Here is a 17,493-nt window from a genome sequence, read left to right on the forward strand (position 1 = left end):
CGCGGCGGCCGGCGTGCGCCCGACGATCGGCGCGATCTCCTCGAACGGCACCGCGAACATGTCGTGCAGCACGAATGCCAGCCGCTCGGCCGGCGCCAGCGTCTCCAGCACCACGAGCAGCGCCGCGCCGACCGAATCCGTCATCTCGGTCTCGCGCTCGGAGGGATTGTCCGCGATCGGCTCCGGCACGTGCGGGCCCATCGGCTCCTCGCGGCGCGACTTGCGCGAGCGGAGCATGTCGAGGCAGATCCGCGCGATCACCGTGGTCAGCCATCCTCCGAGATTGTCGACCGCAGCGGCATCGGTGCGGCCAAGCCGCAGCCAGGCCTCCTGCACGGCGTCGTCGACCTCGGCGGTCGAACCCAGCATGCGGTAGGCCACCGCCCGCAAGCGCGGCCGGTTGGCCTCGAACTGTTCGGTGAGAGAATTCTTCTCGTCCATCGGTCACATTCCCTTTGTCCGCTCCGTCATGGCCTTGACGAACGAAAGTCGGCCGATGTGACAGCAGATCGGCACGGCAGCGTCAAAAGGCAAATCAGGAGAGTGACATGATGAAAGCCCGCATGAACCACCCGGTGATGGTTGTTCCCGATGCCATGAAGGCGCTGCAGGCGCTCAGCGAGAGTACCAAGAAGGCGCTGCCGGAAAAGCTGCTCGAGCTGGTCCATCTGCGCGCCAGCCAGATCAATGGCTGCAGCGTCTGTGTCGATATGCACCCAAAGCTCGCCCGGCGCGCCGGCGAGACCGACGAGCGGCTGTTTGCCGTCGGCGCCTGGCGCGACGCGCCGTATTTCACCGAAGCCGAACGCTCCGCGCTGGCGCTGACCGAAGCGGTAACCCGGCTTAGCGACCGCGAGGACCCGGTGACGGATGCGGTGTGGGACGACGCGGCCAAGCATTTCGACGAGCAGCAGCTTGCGTCTCTGGTGCTCGGCATCGCGGCGATCAACGTCTGGAACCGGCTGAACGTGGCCGTGCGCCAGCCGGTCGGTGCGTGGAAGGTGTGATCTCCTCCCTGCTATTTGTGGGGAAAGAGCTTCCACACGCTCACTGCACCTCTCCCCTTGTGGGAGAGGTCGGATCGCATCGACAGATGCGATCCGGGTGAGGGGTCTGTCTCCGCGGAGAGAACCCCTCACCCGGCGCGATGCCGCCGCGCGCCAGCCACCCTCTCCCACAAGGGGAGAGGGTGCACCGCCTATGCCGCCAGAAAATCCAGCACGATCTCGCAGTACCGCTGCGGCGCCTGCTCGAACATCGGATGCGTGGTGCCCGGGATCATCTCGGTGCGCGACCCCTTCACATTGGCGGCGAGCGCGTGCAGCACCTTCGGCAGCGCGCCCTTGGTGTTGGCACCGCCGATGAACAGCGTCGGCGCCTTGATCGCCTCCGCGTCGGCCTTCGAGAATGGCGGGCGCTGGTCGCGGGTCTGGCCGATCAACGTGGTCGCGTTGTCGCGCAAGAGCTGTTTGGAGGTTGCCGGAATCCGCTTCCAGGCGCCGGGGCCTTCGAGCGCGTCCATGAACATCTGCAAGCCGCCGTCGATGTCGCCCTTGGCGATCTCCGCGGCGCATGCCGCGAAGCGTGTTGCCAGCGGCGAGGGGCCCGGCTTGAAGTCGGGATCAAGCGTCTCGTCGAGCTCGCCGCCGGGCTCGGCGAGGATCAGCTTGCGCAGCAGGTCCGGCCGCCGTTGCGCGGCACGGAAGCAGATATGGCCGCCGCGGGAATGCCCCATCAGGTCGACCGGCTTGGTGTCGAAGGCCGCGATGAAGGCGATCACATCGTCGACATGCTGCGCGATCGAATAGGTGTCGCCGACACCGTCCCAATGCGCCGGGAAGAAATGCCGCAGGCTGACCGCAATCACGCGATGCGCCCGCGTCAGCGGGCCGAGCACCGCCGACCAGATCCGGAAGTCGCACAGCGAACCATGCACGCAGACCAGCGGCGGCCCATTGCCGGTATCTTTGCCGATATCGAGATAGGGCATGTCGAAACCGTTGACGTGGAGACTGTGCATTGGGGGCTCGTGAAGGGCGGGGAGATGTTGTTGATTTAACCCAGGTTCCCACGGAATTCGGGTGGATAGCAACATTCTCCAAGCCTAGATTTCAGATCAACACCAGGCTCACGCGTGAGCTATTGAAGGAACATCTGGAGCGAGCCATGACCGGCCAGCATTTTGCAATCTTCGAGACCATCATCGGCGCCTGCGGCGTCGTCTGGGGCGAGCACGGCGTCACCGGCGTGCAGCTGCCGATGGGCACCGAGGAGAAGACCCGCAAGCGGATTGCCCAGCGCAACGGCGACGTCACCGAGGCGGCCCCGCCCGTCGAGGTGCAGCATGCGATCGACGGCATGATCGAGCTGCTCGCCGGCAAGCCGAACGACCTCGCCGACATCGTGCTCGATCTCGACGGCGTCCCGGCGTTCAATCGCGGCGTCTACGACATCGCGCGCAAAATCCCGCCCGGGAAAACCGTGACCTATGGCGACATCGCCAAGCAGCTCGGCGGCGTCGAGCTGTCGCGCGATGTCGGCCAGGCGCTCGGCCGCAACCCGTGCCCGATCGTGGTACCGTGCCACCGTGTGCTGGCGGCCGGCAACAAGCCGGGCGGCTTCTCGGCCAATGGTGGCGTCGTGACCAAGCTGAAGATGCTGCAGATCGAAGGCGCGGTGGTGAACCACACGCCGAGCTTGTTTGATTGAGGACGTGGTCTTCTTATCCTCCCCTGGAGGGGCCCCTCCAGGGGAGGGTGGTAGCAAGGTTGCCGCGAATTCAGTTCGCCTATTTCACCGTCTCGCACACGAACCCGTTGCCCTTCCGTCTGATCTTGCCGACCGTCGGCGAGGGGAAGTGCGCAGGGCAGCACAGCGTGTCGGTGTCGCAATAGCGCTCCAGGAAGCTGCGGCGCGTTTTTGCCGCCAGCGTCGGGTCGACGTCGAACTTCGGCGACAGCTCTGGATAGAGCGTCTGGATCGGCGAGTGCATCAAATCGCCGGCAAACACCGCATCATCCTTGCCGCGGCCGAAGGTGAAGGCGACATGGCCCGGGGTGTGGCCGGGCGTCGGCAGGATACGCATATGGTCGCCGATCGCAAAATCGTTGCCGACCAGTTCGGCCCGCTTGGCTTCCACCACCGGCAGCACGCTGTCCACGAACGGCGGGACCTCGGCCTTGGCGTTGGTCTCGGTCCAGTAGTCGAACTCACTCTTGTCGAACACGTAGCGCGCGTTCGGGAAGGTCGGCACCCAGCGGCCGTTCTCCAACCGCGTGTTCCAGCCGACATGATCGACATGCAGATGCGTGCACATCACATAGTCGATGTCGTCGACCGCGAAGCCGGCTGACGCAAGGCCACGCAGATAATTGTCGTCGGTCTTCATGTTCCAGGTCGGCCGTCCCGGCCGAGGCTTGTGGTTGCCGATACAGCTGTCGATCAGGATGGTGTGGTGCGGCGTCTTCACGATGTAGGACTGGAACGCCAGGATCAATGTGTCGCTGTCGTCGAGCGCGCCGGCCGCTTTCATCCAGGCGCGGTTCTCGGCGAGCACTTCGGGTGTCAATCCGGGCAGCATGTCGTGCGCGGGCAGGAACAGCCCTTCCTCCTCGACGATGCGATGAATGGTGAGATCGCCGGCGGCAAATTTCAGGCTCATGGTGATTCCTTGGATGAGGTCAGTGCGCGTCCCGCACGGCGGGAATGTTGATGTTGGCGAGGATATCCATCGCCGCAAGGTCTTGCTCCGGCGGGGGCTGTACCGGGCTGCCGTCATCATCATCACAAAGTCGAGATCGGAGACGGTCAGCGCGAGCACTGGGCTCGCGCTGAAAATCGAGAGGCGGGGACGCATTCGCGCATCGTCATTCTCCCCGCGCTTTTCTTTGCTACGCCGGCGGCGGCGCCGAGATCTTCACCGACGGCCGCTCCAGCATTTTCTGGTAGAAGGCGTCGAGCTTCGGATAGGCCTTGCGCCACCCGCAATCGGCGAAGCGGAAATCGGCATAGCCGAGCACACAAACGAGGCCGATCTGCGCGATGTCGAACGACGAGCCGTTCAGCACGTCCGGCCGGTTCTCGAACCGTGCCATGCCGGCCCAGGCCCTGTTCCAGTGATCGTCATACCAGGCCTGCCACAGCGAGCCCTGCGGCCGCACCATCTTCTCGTAGCGGCACAGCAGCATCGAATCGAGCATGCCGTTGAGCAGTGAGTGATCGGTCTTCAGCTGCCAGCGCCGCGGGCCATAGCCCGGGATCAGCCGGCCGCCGCCGATCTCGTTGAGATATTCGACGATGACGTAGGAATCCAGGATCACGTCGCCATGGTCGAGGATCAGCACCGGCAGTTTCTTCAGCGGCGAGATCTTGGAATATTCGTCGTTGGCCGTACCGGGCGCAACGGTCGCCGGAACGAACTCGATCTTGTCGATCAGGCCGAGCTCGATTGCCGCGATGCGCACCTTGCGGGCGAACGGGGAGGCGGGAGAGAAGGTGAGTTTCATGGAGATGACCTCTTTCCGAACGTACAGTCGTCATCCTGAGGAGCGCGCCCTTGGGCGCGCGTCTCGAAGGATGGGAAGTGATCGATGCTCGTCCGTCACCATTCCGACGGATGGATGACGGCGTCCTTGGCTCATCCTTCGAGACGCGCGCGTTGCGCGCTCCTCCAGCGACAACGGCGAAGCCGTTGCGCGGGGATGACGATCCCGCAAATTACGCCGCGACGATTTCCTGGCGCTGGTCGCCGAGGCCCTCGATGCCGAGCGTCACGACGTCGCCGACGTTGAGGAAGGTCGGCGGCTTCATGCCGAGACCGACGCCGGGCGGGGTGCCTGTCGTGATGATATCGCCGGGCAGCAGCGTCATGAACTGCGAGACGTAGGAGATGCACTTCGCCATCGTGAAGATCATTGTCTTGGTCGAGCCGGTCTGGCGGCGCTGGCCGTTGACGTCGAGCCACATCGACAGGTTCTGCACGTCGGCGATTTCGTCCTTGGTGACCAGCCACGGGCCGACCGGACCGAACGTGTCGTGCGACTTGCCCTTGGTCCACTGTCCGAGGCGCTCGGTCTGGAAGTTGCGCTCGGAGACGTCGTTACAGACGCAATAACCGGCGACGTGGTTCAGCGCGTCGGCCTCCGAGACGTACTTGGCGCGGGTGCCGATGATCGCGGCGATCTCGACTTCCCAGTCGAGCTTGGTCGAGCCGCGCGGCTTCTCGACCGCATCGTTCGGGCCGGACAGCGAGGTATTCGCCTTCATGAAGATGATCGGTTCAGTCGGGATCGCGGCGCCGGTTTCCTTGGCATGGTCGGAATAGTTCAGGCCGATCGCGACGAACTTCGAGATGGCGGTGACCGGGGCGCCGAAGCGCGGCTTGCCCGAGACGGCGGGCAGGGAGGCGGGATCGAGGGCAGCAAGCTTCTTCAGCTGTTCCGGCGAATAGGCGTCGCCCGTCAGGTCCTTCAGATGCGCCGAGAGGTCGCGGAGCTGGCCGGATTTATCGATCAGGCCGGGCTTTTCCGCACCCTTTTCGCCATAACGAACAAGCTTCATGTTGATCACTCCCTACGATGTCTTGAGGATTGTTACTGGTATACCTCGACACGCTTCATGGAACAGCGCGGGCGGAAATTCAACCGCCATGAGCGCGTTGCATTGCAGCCAAGCCTTTATTCAAGGCCGGTTCGGGCCGATCATGCGAGCGCGACGAACCTGAAGGCGTTGCCGTCGCGCTTGATGTGGCCGGCATTGAAATGCCCGCCGATCACCAGCGTCGGCGTATCGGCAAAGCGCGAGAACAGCTCGCGCCGCGTCGCGGCCGATTGCTTCTGGTCGGAGTCGGCAGTCGACGACCAGTCGAGGTGATACATCTGGCAGGGATGATGCGCGACGTCGCCGGTCAGCAGCCCTTCCTCGCCAGCGGACTTGATGTGGATGCTCATGTGGCCGGGGCTGTGACCCGGCGTCGGGATCAGCGTGATCTCTTCGGTCAGGCGGTAATCGCTCGGCACCAGCTCGGCATTGCCGGCATCCGCGATCGGCTTCACCGAGTCGGCGAACACGGCGGCATGCGCGCTATCGTCGCTGTGGTCGCGCCAGTGCTCGTATTCAGTCCTGCCGAATACGTAACGCGCGTTGGCGAAGGTCGGCACCCATTTGCCGCCGGCGAGTTTCGTGTTCCAGCCGACATGATCGACATGTAGATGCGTGCACAGCACGGTGTCGATGCTGTCAGGGGCAAATCCGGCCGCGGTCAGTTTTTCGAGGAACGGATCGCTGCGGTTGTTCCAGGTCGGCACGTTGCGGCCCTGCTTGTCGTTGCCGAGCCCGGTGTCGACGATGATGCGGTGCTCCGGCGTTTCCACCAGCAGTGAATGGATCGACATTTTCAGCCGGCCGTCTTCATTGGCGAAATGCGGGATCAGCCAAGGCAGGCTCTGGATCTCTTCCCGGCCGGCCAACGGCAGGATGAAGCGTGTGCTGCCGACGGTCTCGAGCTCGACGACTTTTGTGATTTTGACCTTGCCGATCGTCCATTGCATGCGGCGTGCCCTCGGTTTCTTGTTTCTCGCCGGATCATGCGGGCTTCCGCGCGCCGGCGCAATGGATCAAGCAAGCGCCCCACCTCACCTCGCCCCGCCTGCGGGGAGAGGGAGAAGCGAGCGCGTGCCCATCATCGCGCGCAGTCGACGATCACGGTGCCGATCTTGTCGCCCTTCTCGACGGCGAGATGAGCCTCGACGGTCTCCGCCAGCGCGAATTGCCCGGCGATGTTGTGCACGCGGGTGCCCGACTCCAGCCAGTTCGTGATGTCGGCCTGCGCGGCGGCGAGTAGCGGCGGCGGCAGCGCGAACAACACCAGCGAGCGCACCGTGATGCATTTCTCCATCAATTCGCGCACCGGCAGCACAGGCGTGCGGTTGCCGTTGGTGGCATAGACCGCGATCGTCGAGTTCAACGCCATGATCTTCAGCGTGGTCGCGAGGTTGCCGCCGAAATCGACGTCGATCACGCGGTCGACGCCGCGGTTCTCGGTGAAGGCCATCACCTTGGAGACGACGTCCTCGGTCCGGTAATTGACGACCGTATCGGCGCCGGCAAGCCGCGCCTCCACGTCCTTGACCTGCGAGCTCACGGTCGCAATCACGCGCGCGCCGCCCCACTTTGCCAATTGCACCGCGTAGTGACCGACAGCACCGGCGCCGCCGGTGACCAGTACCGTTTGCCCGGAGATCGGGCCGTCGGCAAACAGCGCGCACCACGCCGTCATGCAGGGAATGCCGAGCGTGGCTCCAGCCGCGAACGAGACGTCCTGCGGCAGCGGCGTCACCAGATAATCGGCGAGCGTGATGTACTCGGCCGCGGTGCCGAAGGCGCGCCCGTTGCGCTGGCCATTGAACAGCCAGACGCGATCGCCGACGGCAAAACGCGACACGCCTTCACCGATCTGGTCGATGATCCCCGCGCCGTCGCTGTTCGGGATCACGCGCCGAAACTCCATCGCGCGATAGTTGCCGCTGCGGCGACCGACATCGGCCGGATTGACGCCGGAGGCCTCGAGGCGAACCCGGACTTCGCCGAGCGCAGCCTCGGGCGTCAGCATCTCGCCGACGGTGAGCACCGTCGGCGCCGCGCCGGTTCGTTCGTACCAAACGGCTTTCACAGCGTGCCCGGGAAAGCACCGCCATCGAGCAGGATGTTCTGCCCGGTGATGAAGCCGGCCTTGTCGCCGCACAGGAACGCGCAGGCATAGCCGAACTCGTCGGGACGGCCGAAGCGGCCGGCAGGATTCAGCTTGGCACGCTCGGTCAGGACCTGGTCGGCCGAGATGCCGCGCTTTTCAGCCTCAGGCTTTGCTGTGCCGCGCAGACGGTCGGTGTCGAACGGGCCGGGCAGCAGGCCGTTGATGGTGACGTTGTTGATCACGGTCTTGCGCGACAGGCCGGCGACGAAGCCGGTGAGGCCGGCGCGAGCGCCGTTGGACAGGCCGAGAATTTCGATCGGCGCCTTCACCGCGGCCGAGGTGATGTTGACGATGCGGCCGAACTTGCGCGCCATCATGCCGTCGACGGTCGCCTTGATCAGCTCGATCGGCGTCAGCATGTTGGCGTCGATCGCCTTGATCCAGTCGTCGCGGGTCCAGTTGCGGAAGTCGCCGGGCGGCGGGCCGCCGGCATTGTTGATCAGGATGTCCGGATCGGGGCAGGCCTTGAGCACGGCTTCGCGCCCTGCCGGGGTCGTGATGTCACCGACGATCTCGGTGACGGTGACGCCGGGATGGCCTTTACGGATCTCGTCGGCGGTCTGCTTCAGCGCCTCGGCGCCGCGCGCCGTCAGCGTGACATGCACACCCTCGTTGGCGAGCGCGATCGCGCAGGCGCGGCCCAGTCCCTTGCTCGATGCGCAGACGATGGCGCGGCGGCCTTTGATTCCAAGATCCACGAGTTCGCTCCCTGTGATGTCGGATAGGTTTGTAAAGGTTCGATGGCGGCAGTCTAGCCAAGCTCGGCGGCGCCGGTAAGGGACGTGCAATGCATAAGTGCATGCCGGGTCGGAACAGGCGGGTGAGCCCGATCGGCTAGATTCGCTGCTCGCGCCGCAATCGCTCGATCGCCATGGTGGCTTCGGGCGGCAACGACCGGAATCCGGCTTGTCCAGCCGCGGAGAACAACGGCCGCAATTGCGATCCGTTGAGGAATTGCGGCTGCCTGGCCAGCGGCACCAGCTGATCGAACACCAGCACCAGCGTGGTCACGACGAGGCCGACCCTGATGGCGCCGAGCAGCGCACCGCCGAGGCGGTCGCCGATCCCGATCTCCGAGCCGATGGTGTCATCCAGCATCGTCCGTGCCATTTTTCCGAGGATGACGCCGATCAGAAGGAAGAGGCCGAACAGCAGCACCCCGTTGGGTGGAAACGGCGAGGACGGCAGCGTCGCGATGTGAGGTCCGATCATCGCCAGCACCGCGACCGCGAGCGGCATGGCGACGAGATAGGCCAGGATGGTGACCGCGCTGCGCAACAGGCCGGTCGTGAAGCCGGTCACGACCGCGAACAGCAACCCGATGGTCACGGCAAGGTCGAAGAGGTTCATGGAAGGAGGTCCTGCCCAATCTCCTGCGGTGCCCTGGTTGATCAAACCTGCTTACATCAGGGACAATTGTAGCTATCAATCGTCCGCTTCAATCCGGGAACCTGTCGATGTCCGACCTATTCGATGTCAGTAAAGAAATCATCCTCATCACCGGCGCCTCGCAAGGGCTCGGGCGGCAATTCGCCCGTGTGCTGGCGGCGCATGGCGCTGCGGTGGTGCTGGCAGCGCGCCAGACCGCGAAGCTGAAAAGCCTCGCGGACGAGATCAAGGCCAAGGGCGGCCGCGCCGCCGCGGTGCAGATGGACGTCGCGGATATTTCCGGCATTGCGAAAGCGCTCGACGTGGCGGAAGCCGCGCTCGGTCTGGTCTCGGTCCTGATCAACAATGCCGGCATCGCGATCGAGAAGCTCTCGACCGAGCAGACCGAGGCGGACTGGGACGCCGTCGTCAACGCCAACCTGAAGGGCGCCTACTTCCTCGCCACCGAGCTTTCGCGGCGCATGATCCTGCGCAAGCAGCCGGGCAACATCATCAATGTCGCCTCCGTGCTCGGGCAGGGTGTGCTCAAGGCGGTTTCGCCCTATGCGATCTCCAAGGCCGGCATGATCCAGGGCACCAAGGCGATGGCGCTGGAGCTCGCCGGCAACAACATCCGCGTCAACGCGCTGGCACCGGGCTACATCGACACCGAGATGAACCACGATTTCTGGTCGACGCCAGCGGGCGAGCGCCTCGCAAAGCGGATTCCGCAGCGCCGCGTCGGCGCCGAATCCGATCTCGACGGCGCGATCATGCTGCTGGCGTCGAACGCCTCGCGCTACATGACCGGCACCGTGGTGACGGTCGATGGCGGGTTCCTGTTGAATTAGGACGCGTCCTCATTAAGGCGCAGCCATAGTCGGATTGATGCGAGCTGAACGAAGGCAAGGTAGTTGGCGGCGAGCCTGTCGTAGCGCGTCGCCACCCGACGACATTGTTTGATCCTGTTGAAGAACCGCTCGACCTGGTTGCGAGGGCGGTAGAGACCGTTGAGCCGTCAAACTACAAGGGTACGCCCGCCAATCGATTATGTCCCTTCTTGGCCGGTAGCTGACCTCCGCGTTGGGCACCGCAATGACCGGCTTAGCGGGCAGAAGCCTTGTCCGACAAAGCGCTGTCAAAAAAGATTGATGGGCGAAATCGCTTGCAGCCAAGCCGAATACTAGACGATCGGTCTAATTTATGGCACCTCGGAAAAGCGCGGTGAAATCAGCTTTGGCTAGGGCTCGGTCGCTACCGAGCGCTGACCGGTTGATGAGGGAATCTTCAACAAGCAACGTCCGCCCATACCTTCACGGTTGGATGGATTCGAGCATGAGAGGTCACGCATGTTTCGCAATATCGCGCTTGGAATGCCGATCACTCTCGCAATGGCTCTAACCGCGCCGGTGGCCATTGCGCAGCAAAAGCACCACGTCAGCTATGATACGCCGGCAACTCAGACGGTATACACCCAACAACACGTCATCGACGTTGGCGACATTCCGGGACATCAAGCTCGGCTCTTCGAAATTCGGCGGACCTATGGGGGCGATGCCCCCATGATCAACGGGTCGAAGTTGAAGGAGCAGTGGACGCGCGGCATGTCGGACTACATCGATAACAATGGTCCGGCCCTCATCTACAACGTCTGGATACTGGAGAATGGCGACAAGTTTTTTGTCAGGACATCTCTGGTCGCCCAAAGCAGTGGAGACGGGAAGCTTACAAACATGACATCGGGCGTCATTACTGGAGGCACAGGTAGCCTCGCCAGGATTCATGGCATCATTAGTAGCCATGGGCCGTCCGAGCCGAAGGCCGGCGTCAATGCCAATCAGACCGACATCGACTATTGGATGGAGTGAGAAGGTCTTCGCGACAGGCGATGGACCGGTGAGAAATTGCCGATCCATGATGTCCGCTTCTGATACGGCGTATCGTGATCAAAAAATGCTCGGAACCATCCGCTATCGACTATGGAGAATTCCCATGCCGCACCGTCGAAACGGGCCGATTGGGATGTTCTTGTTTTGCTTGTTCACCCTCATGTCGACGGCACGGCCCGTGAGCGCGGAAGTCACACGGATCGAGTTCACGTCGAAGCAGCCTTACGGCACATTTCGTGCCGGCGATTATGTGATCTGGCAGGGCAAGATCCACGGCGACCTATCGCCGCAAGAGGTCATTCCGGGGATCGACAAGGCGTCGCGCAATGAACGCGGGCGCGTCGACTACGCCGCGAAGATTATTCTCATGATGCCGGCGGCTCCCCGCGGGGGAAACGGCGCATTGCTGGTGGACGTACCCAACCGCGGGCAAGTCTGGGCCGAGGCGATCTACAACTCGCCACGCGATGTGCGATTCCTCCCGGGCACGCTGGAGCAGGGCACCGGCTTTCTCCAGGACCACGGTTTCGCGGTTGCGGAGGTTTTTTGGGAGCTTGGACAGGGTGCGGACCTGCCTTCGTTCGCCGACGCCGACGGCAAGACACGCTTCGTCGAGGGAGTGGGCTTTGCGATCGTCCGCGACGCCGCAGATTTCCTCGCGCATGCAGCCTCCGACAAGGGTGGAACGCCCAACCCGCTCAAGGGAGCGATCAACCGCGTGCTCGCGAGCGGCAGGTCCCAGGATGGACGATTCCTGAAGACGTTTCTCCTGAACGGCTTCAACATGATGGGCAACCGGCGCGTCTTCGACGGCATGCATGTGTTCGTCTCGGCCGCCGGCCTTCTTCCGATCCTGCAGACGGGCCTTGGACCAATGTCGAGCGCCGAGGGGGCTCCCACATTCGACAATCCGGATTTTCCCGGCGTGAATGACGGACCTCTCACGATCGGCGAGATCACGGCCAAGGTCGAGGCGCGGGGCGAGGTGCCTCCGAAGATGATACTCGTGAGCTCCACCACGGACTACTATTCGCTGCGCGCTTCGCTTGGCCGCACGGGCGCGTCCGGAACCGCGGATCAGCCACTGCCTGCCAATGTGCGGATGTACGATATCGCGGGAGGCCCGCATGTACCCGCCCCCAAGGCACCGGCCTGCACACTGACGCCGGGCCGCCTCGATTGGTCGCCGCTGTCGCGGGCCCTCCTGCTGCACCTTGATGCCTGGGTAAGCCGCGGCACCAAGCCGCCCGCCAGCGAACTGATGTCGCTTGAAGCCTCGGGCGGCGAGCCACCTGCGCTGCGCGCCCCGACTCGGCTTTCCGCCGCAGTGATACAAGTGCCGAAGCGCGATCAGGACGGCAACGCGCTCGGCGGCGTGCGGCTGCCGGATGTCGCGGTGCCGACCGGCACCAATGGCGCCCAGAACCAGCCGCAGACCTTCACCTGCATGCTGATCGGGTCCTTCTCGCCATTCGCAGCGACGAAAGCGGAACGAGAGCGTACCGGTGACGCCCGCCCGTCGATCGAAGAGCGCTATCACGGCCGCGACGATTACGTGAACCGGATCCGGATCGCCGCCCAGGATCTGCTGGCGCGTGGGTTTCTGCTGCCGGAAGACGCGGCAGTGATCGTTCAGGAAGCCGCGTCGACTAACCTGTTCGCGCCCGCACCAACGAATGCCGAGCCACGTTGAGTTAGCCAAGCCGGAGCCTAGGCCTGCCACCGAAACTAGTGGATGGAGTGAGAGGGTCTCCGCCACTTGCAGAACGCCGCATCACGGCCAGTTTGCTTCTCCTAGACGATCGGTCTATTACGATCTGCATGAGCAAGACGCTGCCTCGCCGCCGTCGCGGGCGACCTCCTAAGGAAATTGCCGGCACCAGCGCGACCCGTGACGCGCTGGTCCGTGCAGGTGTCGTTATGCTGACGGAGAAGGGCTATTCCGCGACGGGGATCGAGGAAGTCTTGCGGAGCGTCGACGTGCCAAAGGGGTCGTTCTACCACTACTTTCCGAGCAAAGAGGCATTTGGAGCGGAGCTGATCGACAGCTACGCTGACTACTTTTCGCGGAAGCTCGACAGCTTCTTCCTGAACAAGCAGCATCCTCCGCTCGAAAGACTCAGAGGTTTTACCGACGATGCCACGTCCGCCATGAAGCGCTTCCGTTATGCGCGAGGCTGTTTGGTGGGCAATCTTGGGCAGGAGATGAGCGTACTTCCACAATCATTTCGCCAGCAGCTGTTCGATGTGTTCATCGACTGGCAGCAGCGCACTGCCAAGTGCTTGAGAGCTGCCCAGGCTACTGGTGCAATCTCTTCCAACCAAGATTGCGACTGGCTTGCCGAGTTCTTCTGGATCGGTTGGGAGGGCGCGGTTCTTCGCGCCAAACTCGAACGCCGTTCCGAACCGCTTCATTCCTTCTCGAAGGGCTTTTTCAAGCTCCTCGGTGCAAGCTCCTCGGTGAATGAGTCGTTTTTCGTGTAGATGGCCAAAGGCCCAATCCACCACACTATCTCCGCGCCATCGGGTGAAGCGCAGCGAAATCCGGAGGCGCATGCGTCAAGGTCCCGGGCTACGGGCGAGGGGCGTCTGCACGATTTCTGGATAATCGAAGAATGCCGCTGATTTGCCCGACGAGTCAAGTTGCCGTGTCCGCCGGCAGCCGCTGGCTACTTTGCATGGGGTTGTTTTCGATATTTTGGCGGTGCGCCCCTGCGGCGGCAGGCTATCGCGTCGGGCTATCAGCAGTTTCGTAGGGGGCAAAGGCGCTCTTGCGCCGCGCCCACCATCACGAGCCGTGCAGGAAGAGGTGGGCACGCTTTGCTTTGCCCACCCTGCGCATTTGATTACCCCGCCCGCAGCTCCGCTCTGATCATGTCGGCGGCCTTCTCGCCGATCATGATGGTCGGCGCATTGGTGTTGCCGCCGATCAGCGTCGGCATGATCGAGGCATCGACCACGCGCAAGCCCTCGAGCCCGTGCGCGCGCAGCTTCGGATCGACCACCGCGAGCGGATCATCGGTGCCCATCCTGCAGGTGCCGACCGGGTGATAGACGGTGTCGGAGCGCGCCCGCAGGATGTTGCGGATGTCGTCGTCGGTGCGGACATCTGATGTGAACATGTCCTTCTGCTGCAGCGCGCGCAGCGCCGGCGTGTCGAGCAGCCGCTTCGTCATCTTGAAGCCCGCGACCATGGTCTCGACGTCGCTGTCCTCGCCGAAGAAGTTCGGATCGATCGCGGGGGCTGCCATGGGGTCTGCGCTGTTCAGCCACACGCTGCCGCGGCTTGCCGGGCGCAGCAGGCAGACATGGCAGGAGAAGCCGGTGCCCCAGCGCGGCTTGCGGCCGTGGTCTTCCACCATGGCCATACAGAAGTGCAGCTGGATGTCGGGGACGTCGAGCTCAGGCCGCGTCTTCAGGAAGCCGCCGCATTCGGCGACGTTCGAGGTCATCGGGCCGCGCCGCTCGCGCCGGTATTGCCCGATGCCCTTGATGATCCGCCCGATGCCGCTCCACGACAGTCCCGAGAAATAAGGTGCGTCGGAGGCGAAGCCGAACACGAAATCGGGGTGATCCTGCAGGTTCTGTCCGACGCCCGGCAGATGATGCACGCTGGCGATGCCGTGCTTGCCGAGCGCCGCAGCGTCGCCGATACCCGACAGCATCATCAATTGCGGCGACTGGAACGCACCGGCCGAGAGGATGACTTCGCGCCGCGCGCGCAGCACCTTCTTCTCCTTGCCCTGCACGTATTCGACGCCGACGGCGCGCTTTCCCTCGAAGATGATGCGGGTCGCCTGCGCCTGCGTCTCGATGCGCAAATTAGGTCGGCGGCCCATGTGGGGATGGATATAGCCGCGCGCTGCGCTCCAACGCTCGCCGTTCCGCTGGGTCACCTGGTAGATGCCGAGGCCTTCCTGTTCGGCGCCGTTGAAATCGTCGCGGATCCGGAACTGGGCCTCGCGCGCGCCCTGCAAGAACGTCTCCTTGACCGGATTGTCGGACTGCAGGCCCGTAACGTTGAGCGGCCCGCCTTTGCCGTGATATTCGCCGTCGAGCTCGGTGTTGTTCTCCGAACGCTTGAAGTAGGGCAGGACGTCGGCGTAGCTCCAGCCGGTATTGCCGAGCGCAGCCCAGTGGTCGTAATCGGCGCGATGACCGCGGATATAGACCATGGCATTGATGGCGCTGGAGCCGCCGAGGCCCTTGCCGCGCGGCTGATAGCCGATGCGGCCGTTCAAGCCCTTCTGCGGCACCGTGTCGAACGCCCAGTTGTTGAGCTTGCTCGAGAGCATCAGAATGATGGCGCCGGGCGTGGTCACCACCCAATTGTCGTTCTTGCCGCCGGCGTCGAGCATCGCCACCGAGGTCGCCGGATCCTCCGACAACCGCCCCGCCACCGCGCAGCCGCCGGAGCCTGCGCCCACCACCACGAAATCGAATGTGTCAGTCACGTTTCCCCCTTTTTATTGTCATTCCGGGGCGATACGTCAGCATCGAACCCGGAATCTCGAGGTTCCGGGTTCGCTTCGCGCCCCGGAACGACAACCCTTCTACGACAGCAGCCGCATCAGCTTCTCCAGCCGCGCGACCTTCGCGCCGTAGGGCGGATAGAGATCGGCGAGCCGGTTGAAGCGCGAGCGGTAGAAAATCGGCTTCAGCTTGGTCAGTGTCTTGAACCCCCATTCGCCGTGATAGGCGCCGGTGCCCGACGCGCCGACGCCGCCCATCGGCTGGTAGGCCTGCGCGAAATGGAACAGGCAGTCGTTGACGGTGACACCGCCGGACACCGTGCGCGCCAGCACCTCGTCGCGGGCCGCATTGTCGGTGCCGAACCAGTACAGCGCCAGCGGGCGGTCGCGCTTGTTGATGAAGGCGATCGCCTCCGAGGCGTCGCGCGTGCCCATCACCGGCAGCAGCGGCCCGAAGATCTCCTCCTGCATCACGGTCATCTCGGGCGTCGCATCGACGATCACGGTCGGCGGGAATTTGCGTCGGTCCTTCCACTCTGCATCGTTCGGCGCCGCCGGCTGCATGATGGTCGCGCCCTTCGCGGCGGCATCGGCGACCAGGCCCTCGAGCCGTGTGTAGTGCCGGTCCGAGACGATCGAGGTGTAGTCCGGATTCCTGGGATCGGTGCCGAACATCTGCTGCATGTGGCCCTGCAGCCGCATCGCAATCGGCTGCACCGAGCCCTGCGGCACCAGCACGTAATCGGGCGCGATGCAGGTCTGGCCGGCATTGAGCAGCTTGCCGTAGGCGATGCGCTGCGCGGCCTCATCGATGTCGGCGGAGCTGTCGACGATCACGGGAGATTTGCCGCCGAGCTCGAGCGTCACCGGCGTCAAATTGCGGCCACAGGCTTCGGCGACCAGCCGGCCGACGCGAGTCGAGCCGGTGAAGATCAGATGATCGAACGGCAGGGCGGCGAAGGCTCTTGCGATGTCGTCGTCGATATCGGTGACCGCGAGCTCGGTGGTGTCGAACTTCTTCTCGATCACCTCGGCCAGCAGTTCGGAGAACCGCGGCACCAGCTCGCTCGGCTTGATGATGGCGCGGTTGCCGGCCGCGATCGCGGCGACGGCGGGCGCCAGCGTCAACTGCAACGGATAATTCCAGGGCGAGATGATCCCGACCACGCCGAGCGGCTGCGGCATCAGCCGGTTCCTGGCCGGCGCGAACTGCACGGTGGTCGGGATCCTCTCGGGTGCCATCCAGCCTTTGAGGTGCTTGGCGGCGTGCTTGATCTCGCCGAGCACCAGCATGGTCTCGGCGATCGCGGTCTCGACGGTTGAGCGGTGGCCGAAATCGGCCGAGATCGCCGCCTCGAATCGCGGCTCGTTCTCGGTCAGTGCGGCGCGCAGGCGGCGCAGTCGGTCGAGCCGCGCCTGCAATGTCGGCGCCGGCTCGCTGCGCGACAACTCGAACTGGCGCTGAAAGGCCTCCTCAAGCGCATATAGCCCCGGGCTCTTCAATGGCCGGTCCATGGCGTTTCCCCTCGGATGACATTTCCTTGTCGGATTTTGTTGGGCGCCAAGCTCTGCTTTTGCGCACGATCTGGCAAGACCCGGTTCCCGGCGGTAAATTTGCTAAGGAAACCGGTGATTTCGACGTCACAAAATCCTCAAAAACCCACATCCGGGGCTTTCCAAACCGACCACACATTGATACATACGCCCCGCACCCGACGGCTTCGGCCCGGGTCGCCTTCTCAGGAAGCCCTCCGGACGGATCGATCGGCGCCGTGTCAGCGTTGGCCGGCAGGTTCGGGCACTCTTTCTGCAAGGCACGCAACGGTTTAACGCGGGGTGGAGCAGCCCGGTAGCTCGTCAGGCTCATAACCTGAAGGTCATAGGTTCAAATCCTATCCCCGCAACCAAAATCGGCACTAAAAGCCCAGCAATCCCAATGGATTGTTGGGTTTTTGCATTTTTGCGTCGAACCGCTGCCCAAGTAATGTCAATGACGTAGTTTCGTAGGTTCAAA

17 protein-coding genes, 1 tRNA gene and 1 pseudogene are annotated in these 17,493 nt (G+C 63.7%); 7 read left to right on the forward strand and 12 right to left on the reverse strand.

Annotated elements, in window-relative coordinates; genetic code table 11:
- The coding region (locus tag H8A95_RS09955; RefSeq protein WP_229183011.1) for a sigma-70 family RNA polymerase sigma factor at positions 1–441 on the reverse strand (441 nt) is incomplete at its 3' end.
- A gap of 110 nt (positions 442–551) precedes the next feature.
- On the opposite strand from H8A95_RS09955, the gene H8A95_RS09960 reads away from it, so the two are divergent.
- On the forward strand, positions 552–1,007 hold the full coding sequence (locus H8A95_RS09960) for a carboxymuconolactone decarboxylase family protein (RefSeq protein WP_229183063.1): 456 nt from the start codon (positions 552–554) through the stop codon (positions 1,005–1,007).
- Positions 1,008–1,198: 191 nt separating this feature from the next.
- Here H8A95_RS09960 and H8A95_RS09965 read toward each other — a convergent pair whose 3' ends face one another.
- Positions 1,199–2,020: an alpha/beta fold hydrolase gene (locus H8A95_RS09965; protein ID WP_229183012.1), complete on the reverse strand. Its 822-nt coding sequence runs from the start codon at positions 2,018–2,020 to the stop codon at positions 1,199–1,201.
- Positions 2,021–2,166: 146 nt separating this feature from the next.
- On the opposite strand from H8A95_RS09965, the gene H8A95_RS09970 reads away from it, so the two are divergent.
- On the forward strand, positions 2,167–2,709 hold the full coding sequence (locus H8A95_RS09970) for a methylated-DNA--[protein]-cysteine S-methyltransferase (protein WP_229183013.1): 543 nt from the start codon (positions 2,167–2,169) through the stop codon (positions 2,707–2,709).
- Positions 2,710–2,788: 79 nt separating this feature from the next.
- Here the strand turns inward: H8A95_RS09970 and H8A95_RS09975 are convergent, their stop codons facing one another.
- From H8A95_RS09975 to H8A95_RS10005, 7 genes are all read right to left on the reverse strand, one after another.
- A complete protein-coding gene (locus H8A95_RS09975) occupies positions 2,789–3,661 on the reverse strand; it encodes an MBL fold metallo-hydrolase (protein WP_229183014.1) in 873 nt (290 codons plus the stop codon).
- A gap of 229 nt (positions 3,662–3,890) precedes the next feature.
- Positions 3,891–4,505: a glutathione S-transferase family protein gene (locus H8A95_RS09980; protein ID WP_229183015.1), complete on the reverse strand. Its 615-nt coding sequence runs from the start codon at positions 4,503–4,505 to the stop codon at positions 3,891–3,893.
- Positions 4,506–4,716: 211 nt separating this feature from the next.
- Positions 4,717–5,559: a fumarylacetoacetate hydrolase family protein gene (locus H8A95_RS09985; protein ID WP_229183016.1), complete on the reverse strand. Its 843-nt coding sequence runs from the start codon at positions 5,557–5,559 to the stop codon at positions 4,717–4,719.
- Positions 5,560–5,699: 140 nt separating this feature from the next.
- A complete protein-coding gene (locus H8A95_RS09990) occupies positions 5,700–6,548 on the reverse strand; it encodes an MBL fold metallo-hydrolase (protein WP_229183017.1) in 849 nt (282 codons plus the stop codon).
- A gap of 131 nt (positions 6,549–6,679) precedes the next feature.
- Positions 6,680–7,669, reverse strand: a complete 990-nt coding sequence (locus tag H8A95_RS09995; protein WP_229183018.1) for an NADPH:quinone reductase — start codon at positions 7,667–7,669, stop codon at positions 6,680–6,682.
- Complete coding sequence (locus H8A95_RS10000) at positions 7,666–8,448, reverse strand: SDR family oxidoreductase (protein WP_229183019.1); 783 nt, start codon at positions 8,446–8,448, stop codon at positions 7,666–7,668. Before H8A95_RS10000 ends, H8A95_RS09995 begins: the two co-directional genes overlap by 4 nt.
- Positions 8,449–8,584: 136 nt before the next feature.
- On the reverse strand, positions 8,585–9,100 hold the full coding sequence (locus H8A95_RS10005; protein ID WP_229183020.1) for a CvpA family protein: 516 nt from the start codon (positions 9,098–9,100) through the stop codon (positions 8,585–8,587).
- A gap of 107 nt (positions 9,101–9,207) precedes the next feature.
- Here H8A95_RS10005 and H8A95_RS10010 point away from each other — a divergent pair, with 107 nt between their 5' ends.
- A complete protein-coding gene (locus H8A95_RS10010) occupies positions 9,208–9,969 on the forward strand; it encodes an SDR family NAD(P)-dependent oxidoreductase (RefSeq protein WP_229183021.1) in 762 nt (253 codons plus the stop codon).
- Here the strand turns inward: H8A95_RS10010 and H8A95_RS10015 are convergent.
- A pseudogene (locus H8A95_RS10015) lies at positions 9,966–10,124 on the reverse strand (transposase); the annotation flags it as partial. The gene H8A95_RS10010 and the pseudogene H8A95_RS10015 overlap by 4 nt on opposite strands.
- Positions 10,125–10,467: 343 nt before the next feature.
- Between H8A95_RS10015 and H8A95_RS10020 the strand changes: the two are divergent.
- The 3 genes from H8A95_RS10020 to acuR all read left to right on the forward strand — a co-directional run bounded on the left by H8A95_RS10020 (position 10,468) and on the right by acuR (position 13,491).
- Positions 10,468–10,986, forward strand: coding sequence for a hypothetical protein (locus H8A95_RS10020; RefSeq protein WP_229183022.1), 519 nt, complete (start codon positions 10,468–10,470; stop codon positions 10,984–10,986).
- Positions 10,987–11,035: 49 nt separating this feature from the next.
- Positions 11,036–12,700 carry an alpha/beta hydrolase domain-containing protein gene (locus H8A95_RS10025; protein ID WP_229183023.1) on the forward strand — a complete coding sequence of 555 codons (1,665 nt, stop codon included), beginning with the start codon at positions 11,036–11,038 and terminating at the stop codon, positions 12,698–12,700.
- Positions 12,701–12,828: 128 nt separating this feature from the next.
- Positions 12,829–13,491 (forward strand): acrylate utilization transcriptional regulator AcuR, encoded by a 663-nt coding sequence (acuR, locus tag H8A95_RS10030; RefSeq protein ID WP_229183024.1) that lies wholly within the window; start codon positions 12,829–12,831, stop codon positions 13,489–13,491.
- Positions 13,492–13,853: 362 nt separating this feature from the next.
- Here acuR and H8A95_RS10035 read toward each other — a convergent pair whose 3' ends face one another.
- A complete protein-coding gene (locus tag H8A95_RS10035) occupies positions 13,854–15,461 on the reverse strand; it encodes a GMC family oxidoreductase (protein ID WP_229183025.1) in 1,608 nt (535 codons plus the stop codon).
- 99 nt (positions 15,462–15,560) lie between these two features.
- On the reverse strand, positions 15,561–16,994 hold the full coding sequence (locus H8A95_RS10040) for a coniferyl aldehyde dehydrogenase (RefSeq protein ID WP_229183026.1): 1,434 nt from the start codon (positions 16,992–16,994) through the stop codon (positions 15,561–15,563).
- 315 nt (positions 16,995–17,309) lie between these two features.
- Between H8A95_RS10040 and H8A95_RS10045 the strand changes: the two genes are divergently transcribed.
- Positions 17,310–17,386 (forward strand) — tRNA-Met (locus H8A95_RS10045).
- The last annotated feature ends 107 nt before the right edge of the window (positions 17,387–17,493 follow it).

Source organism: Bradyrhizobium oropedii (assembly GCF_020889685.1).
GTDB classification, from domain to species: domain Bacteria; phylum Pseudomonadota; class Alphaproteobacteria; order Rhizobiales; family Xanthobacteraceae; genus Bradyrhizobium; species Bradyrhizobium oropedii.

Excerpts from the sequence above, each read along its gene's own strand:
- H8A95_RS09960 (WP_229183063.1), top strand. The coding sequence starts at position 552 with ATGAAAGCCCGCATGAACCACCCGGTGATGGTTGTTCCCGATGCCATG.
- H8A95_RS09965 (WP_229183012.1), bottom strand. The coding sequence starts at position 2,020 with ATGCACAGTCTCCACGTCAACGGTTTCGACATGCCCTATCTCGATATC.
- H8A95_RS09970 (WP_229183013.1), top strand. The coding sequence starts at position 2,167 with ATGACCGGCCAGCATTTTGCAATCTTCGAGACCATCATCGGCGCCTGC.
- H8A95_RS09975 (WP_229183014.1), bottom strand. The coding sequence starts at position 3,661 with ATGAGCCTGAAATTTGCCGCCGGCGATCTCACCATTCATCGCATCGTC.
- H8A95_RS09980 (WP_229183015.1), bottom strand. The coding sequence starts at position 4,505 with ATGAAACTCACCTTCTCTCCCGCCTCCCCGTTCGCCCGCAAGGTGCGC.
- H8A95_RS09985 (WP_229183016.1), bottom strand. The coding sequence starts at position 5,559 with ATGAAGCTTGTTCGTTATGGCGAAAAGGGTGCGGAAAAGCCCGGCCTG.
- H8A95_RS09990 (WP_229183017.1), bottom strand. The coding sequence starts at position 6,548 with ATGCAATGGACGATCGGCAAGGTCAAAATCACAAAAGTCGTCGAGCTC.
- H8A95_RS10005 (WP_229183020.1), bottom strand. The coding sequence starts at position 9,100 with ATGAACCTCTTCGACCTTGCCGTGACCATCGGGTTGCTGTTCGCGGTC.
- H8A95_RS10010 (WP_229183021.1), top strand. The coding sequence starts at position 9,208 with ATGTCCGACCTATTCGATGTCAGTAAAGAAATCATCCTCATCACCGGC.
- H8A95_RS10020 (WP_229183022.1), top strand. The coding sequence starts at position 10,468 with ATGTTTCGCAATATCGCGCTTGGAATGCCGATCACTCTCGCAATGGCT.
- H8A95_RS10025 (WP_229183023.1), top strand. The coding sequence starts at position 11,036 with ATGTCCGCTTCTGATACGGCGTATCGTGATCAAAAAATGCTCGGAACC.
- acuR (WP_229183024.1), top strand. The coding sequence starts at position 12,829 with ATGAGCAAGACGCTGCCTCGCCGCCGTCGCGGGCGACCTCCTAAGGAA.
- H8A95_RS10040 (WP_229183026.1), bottom strand. The coding sequence starts at position 16,994 with ATGGACCGGCCATTGAAGAGCCCGGGGCTATATGCGCTTGAGGAGGCC.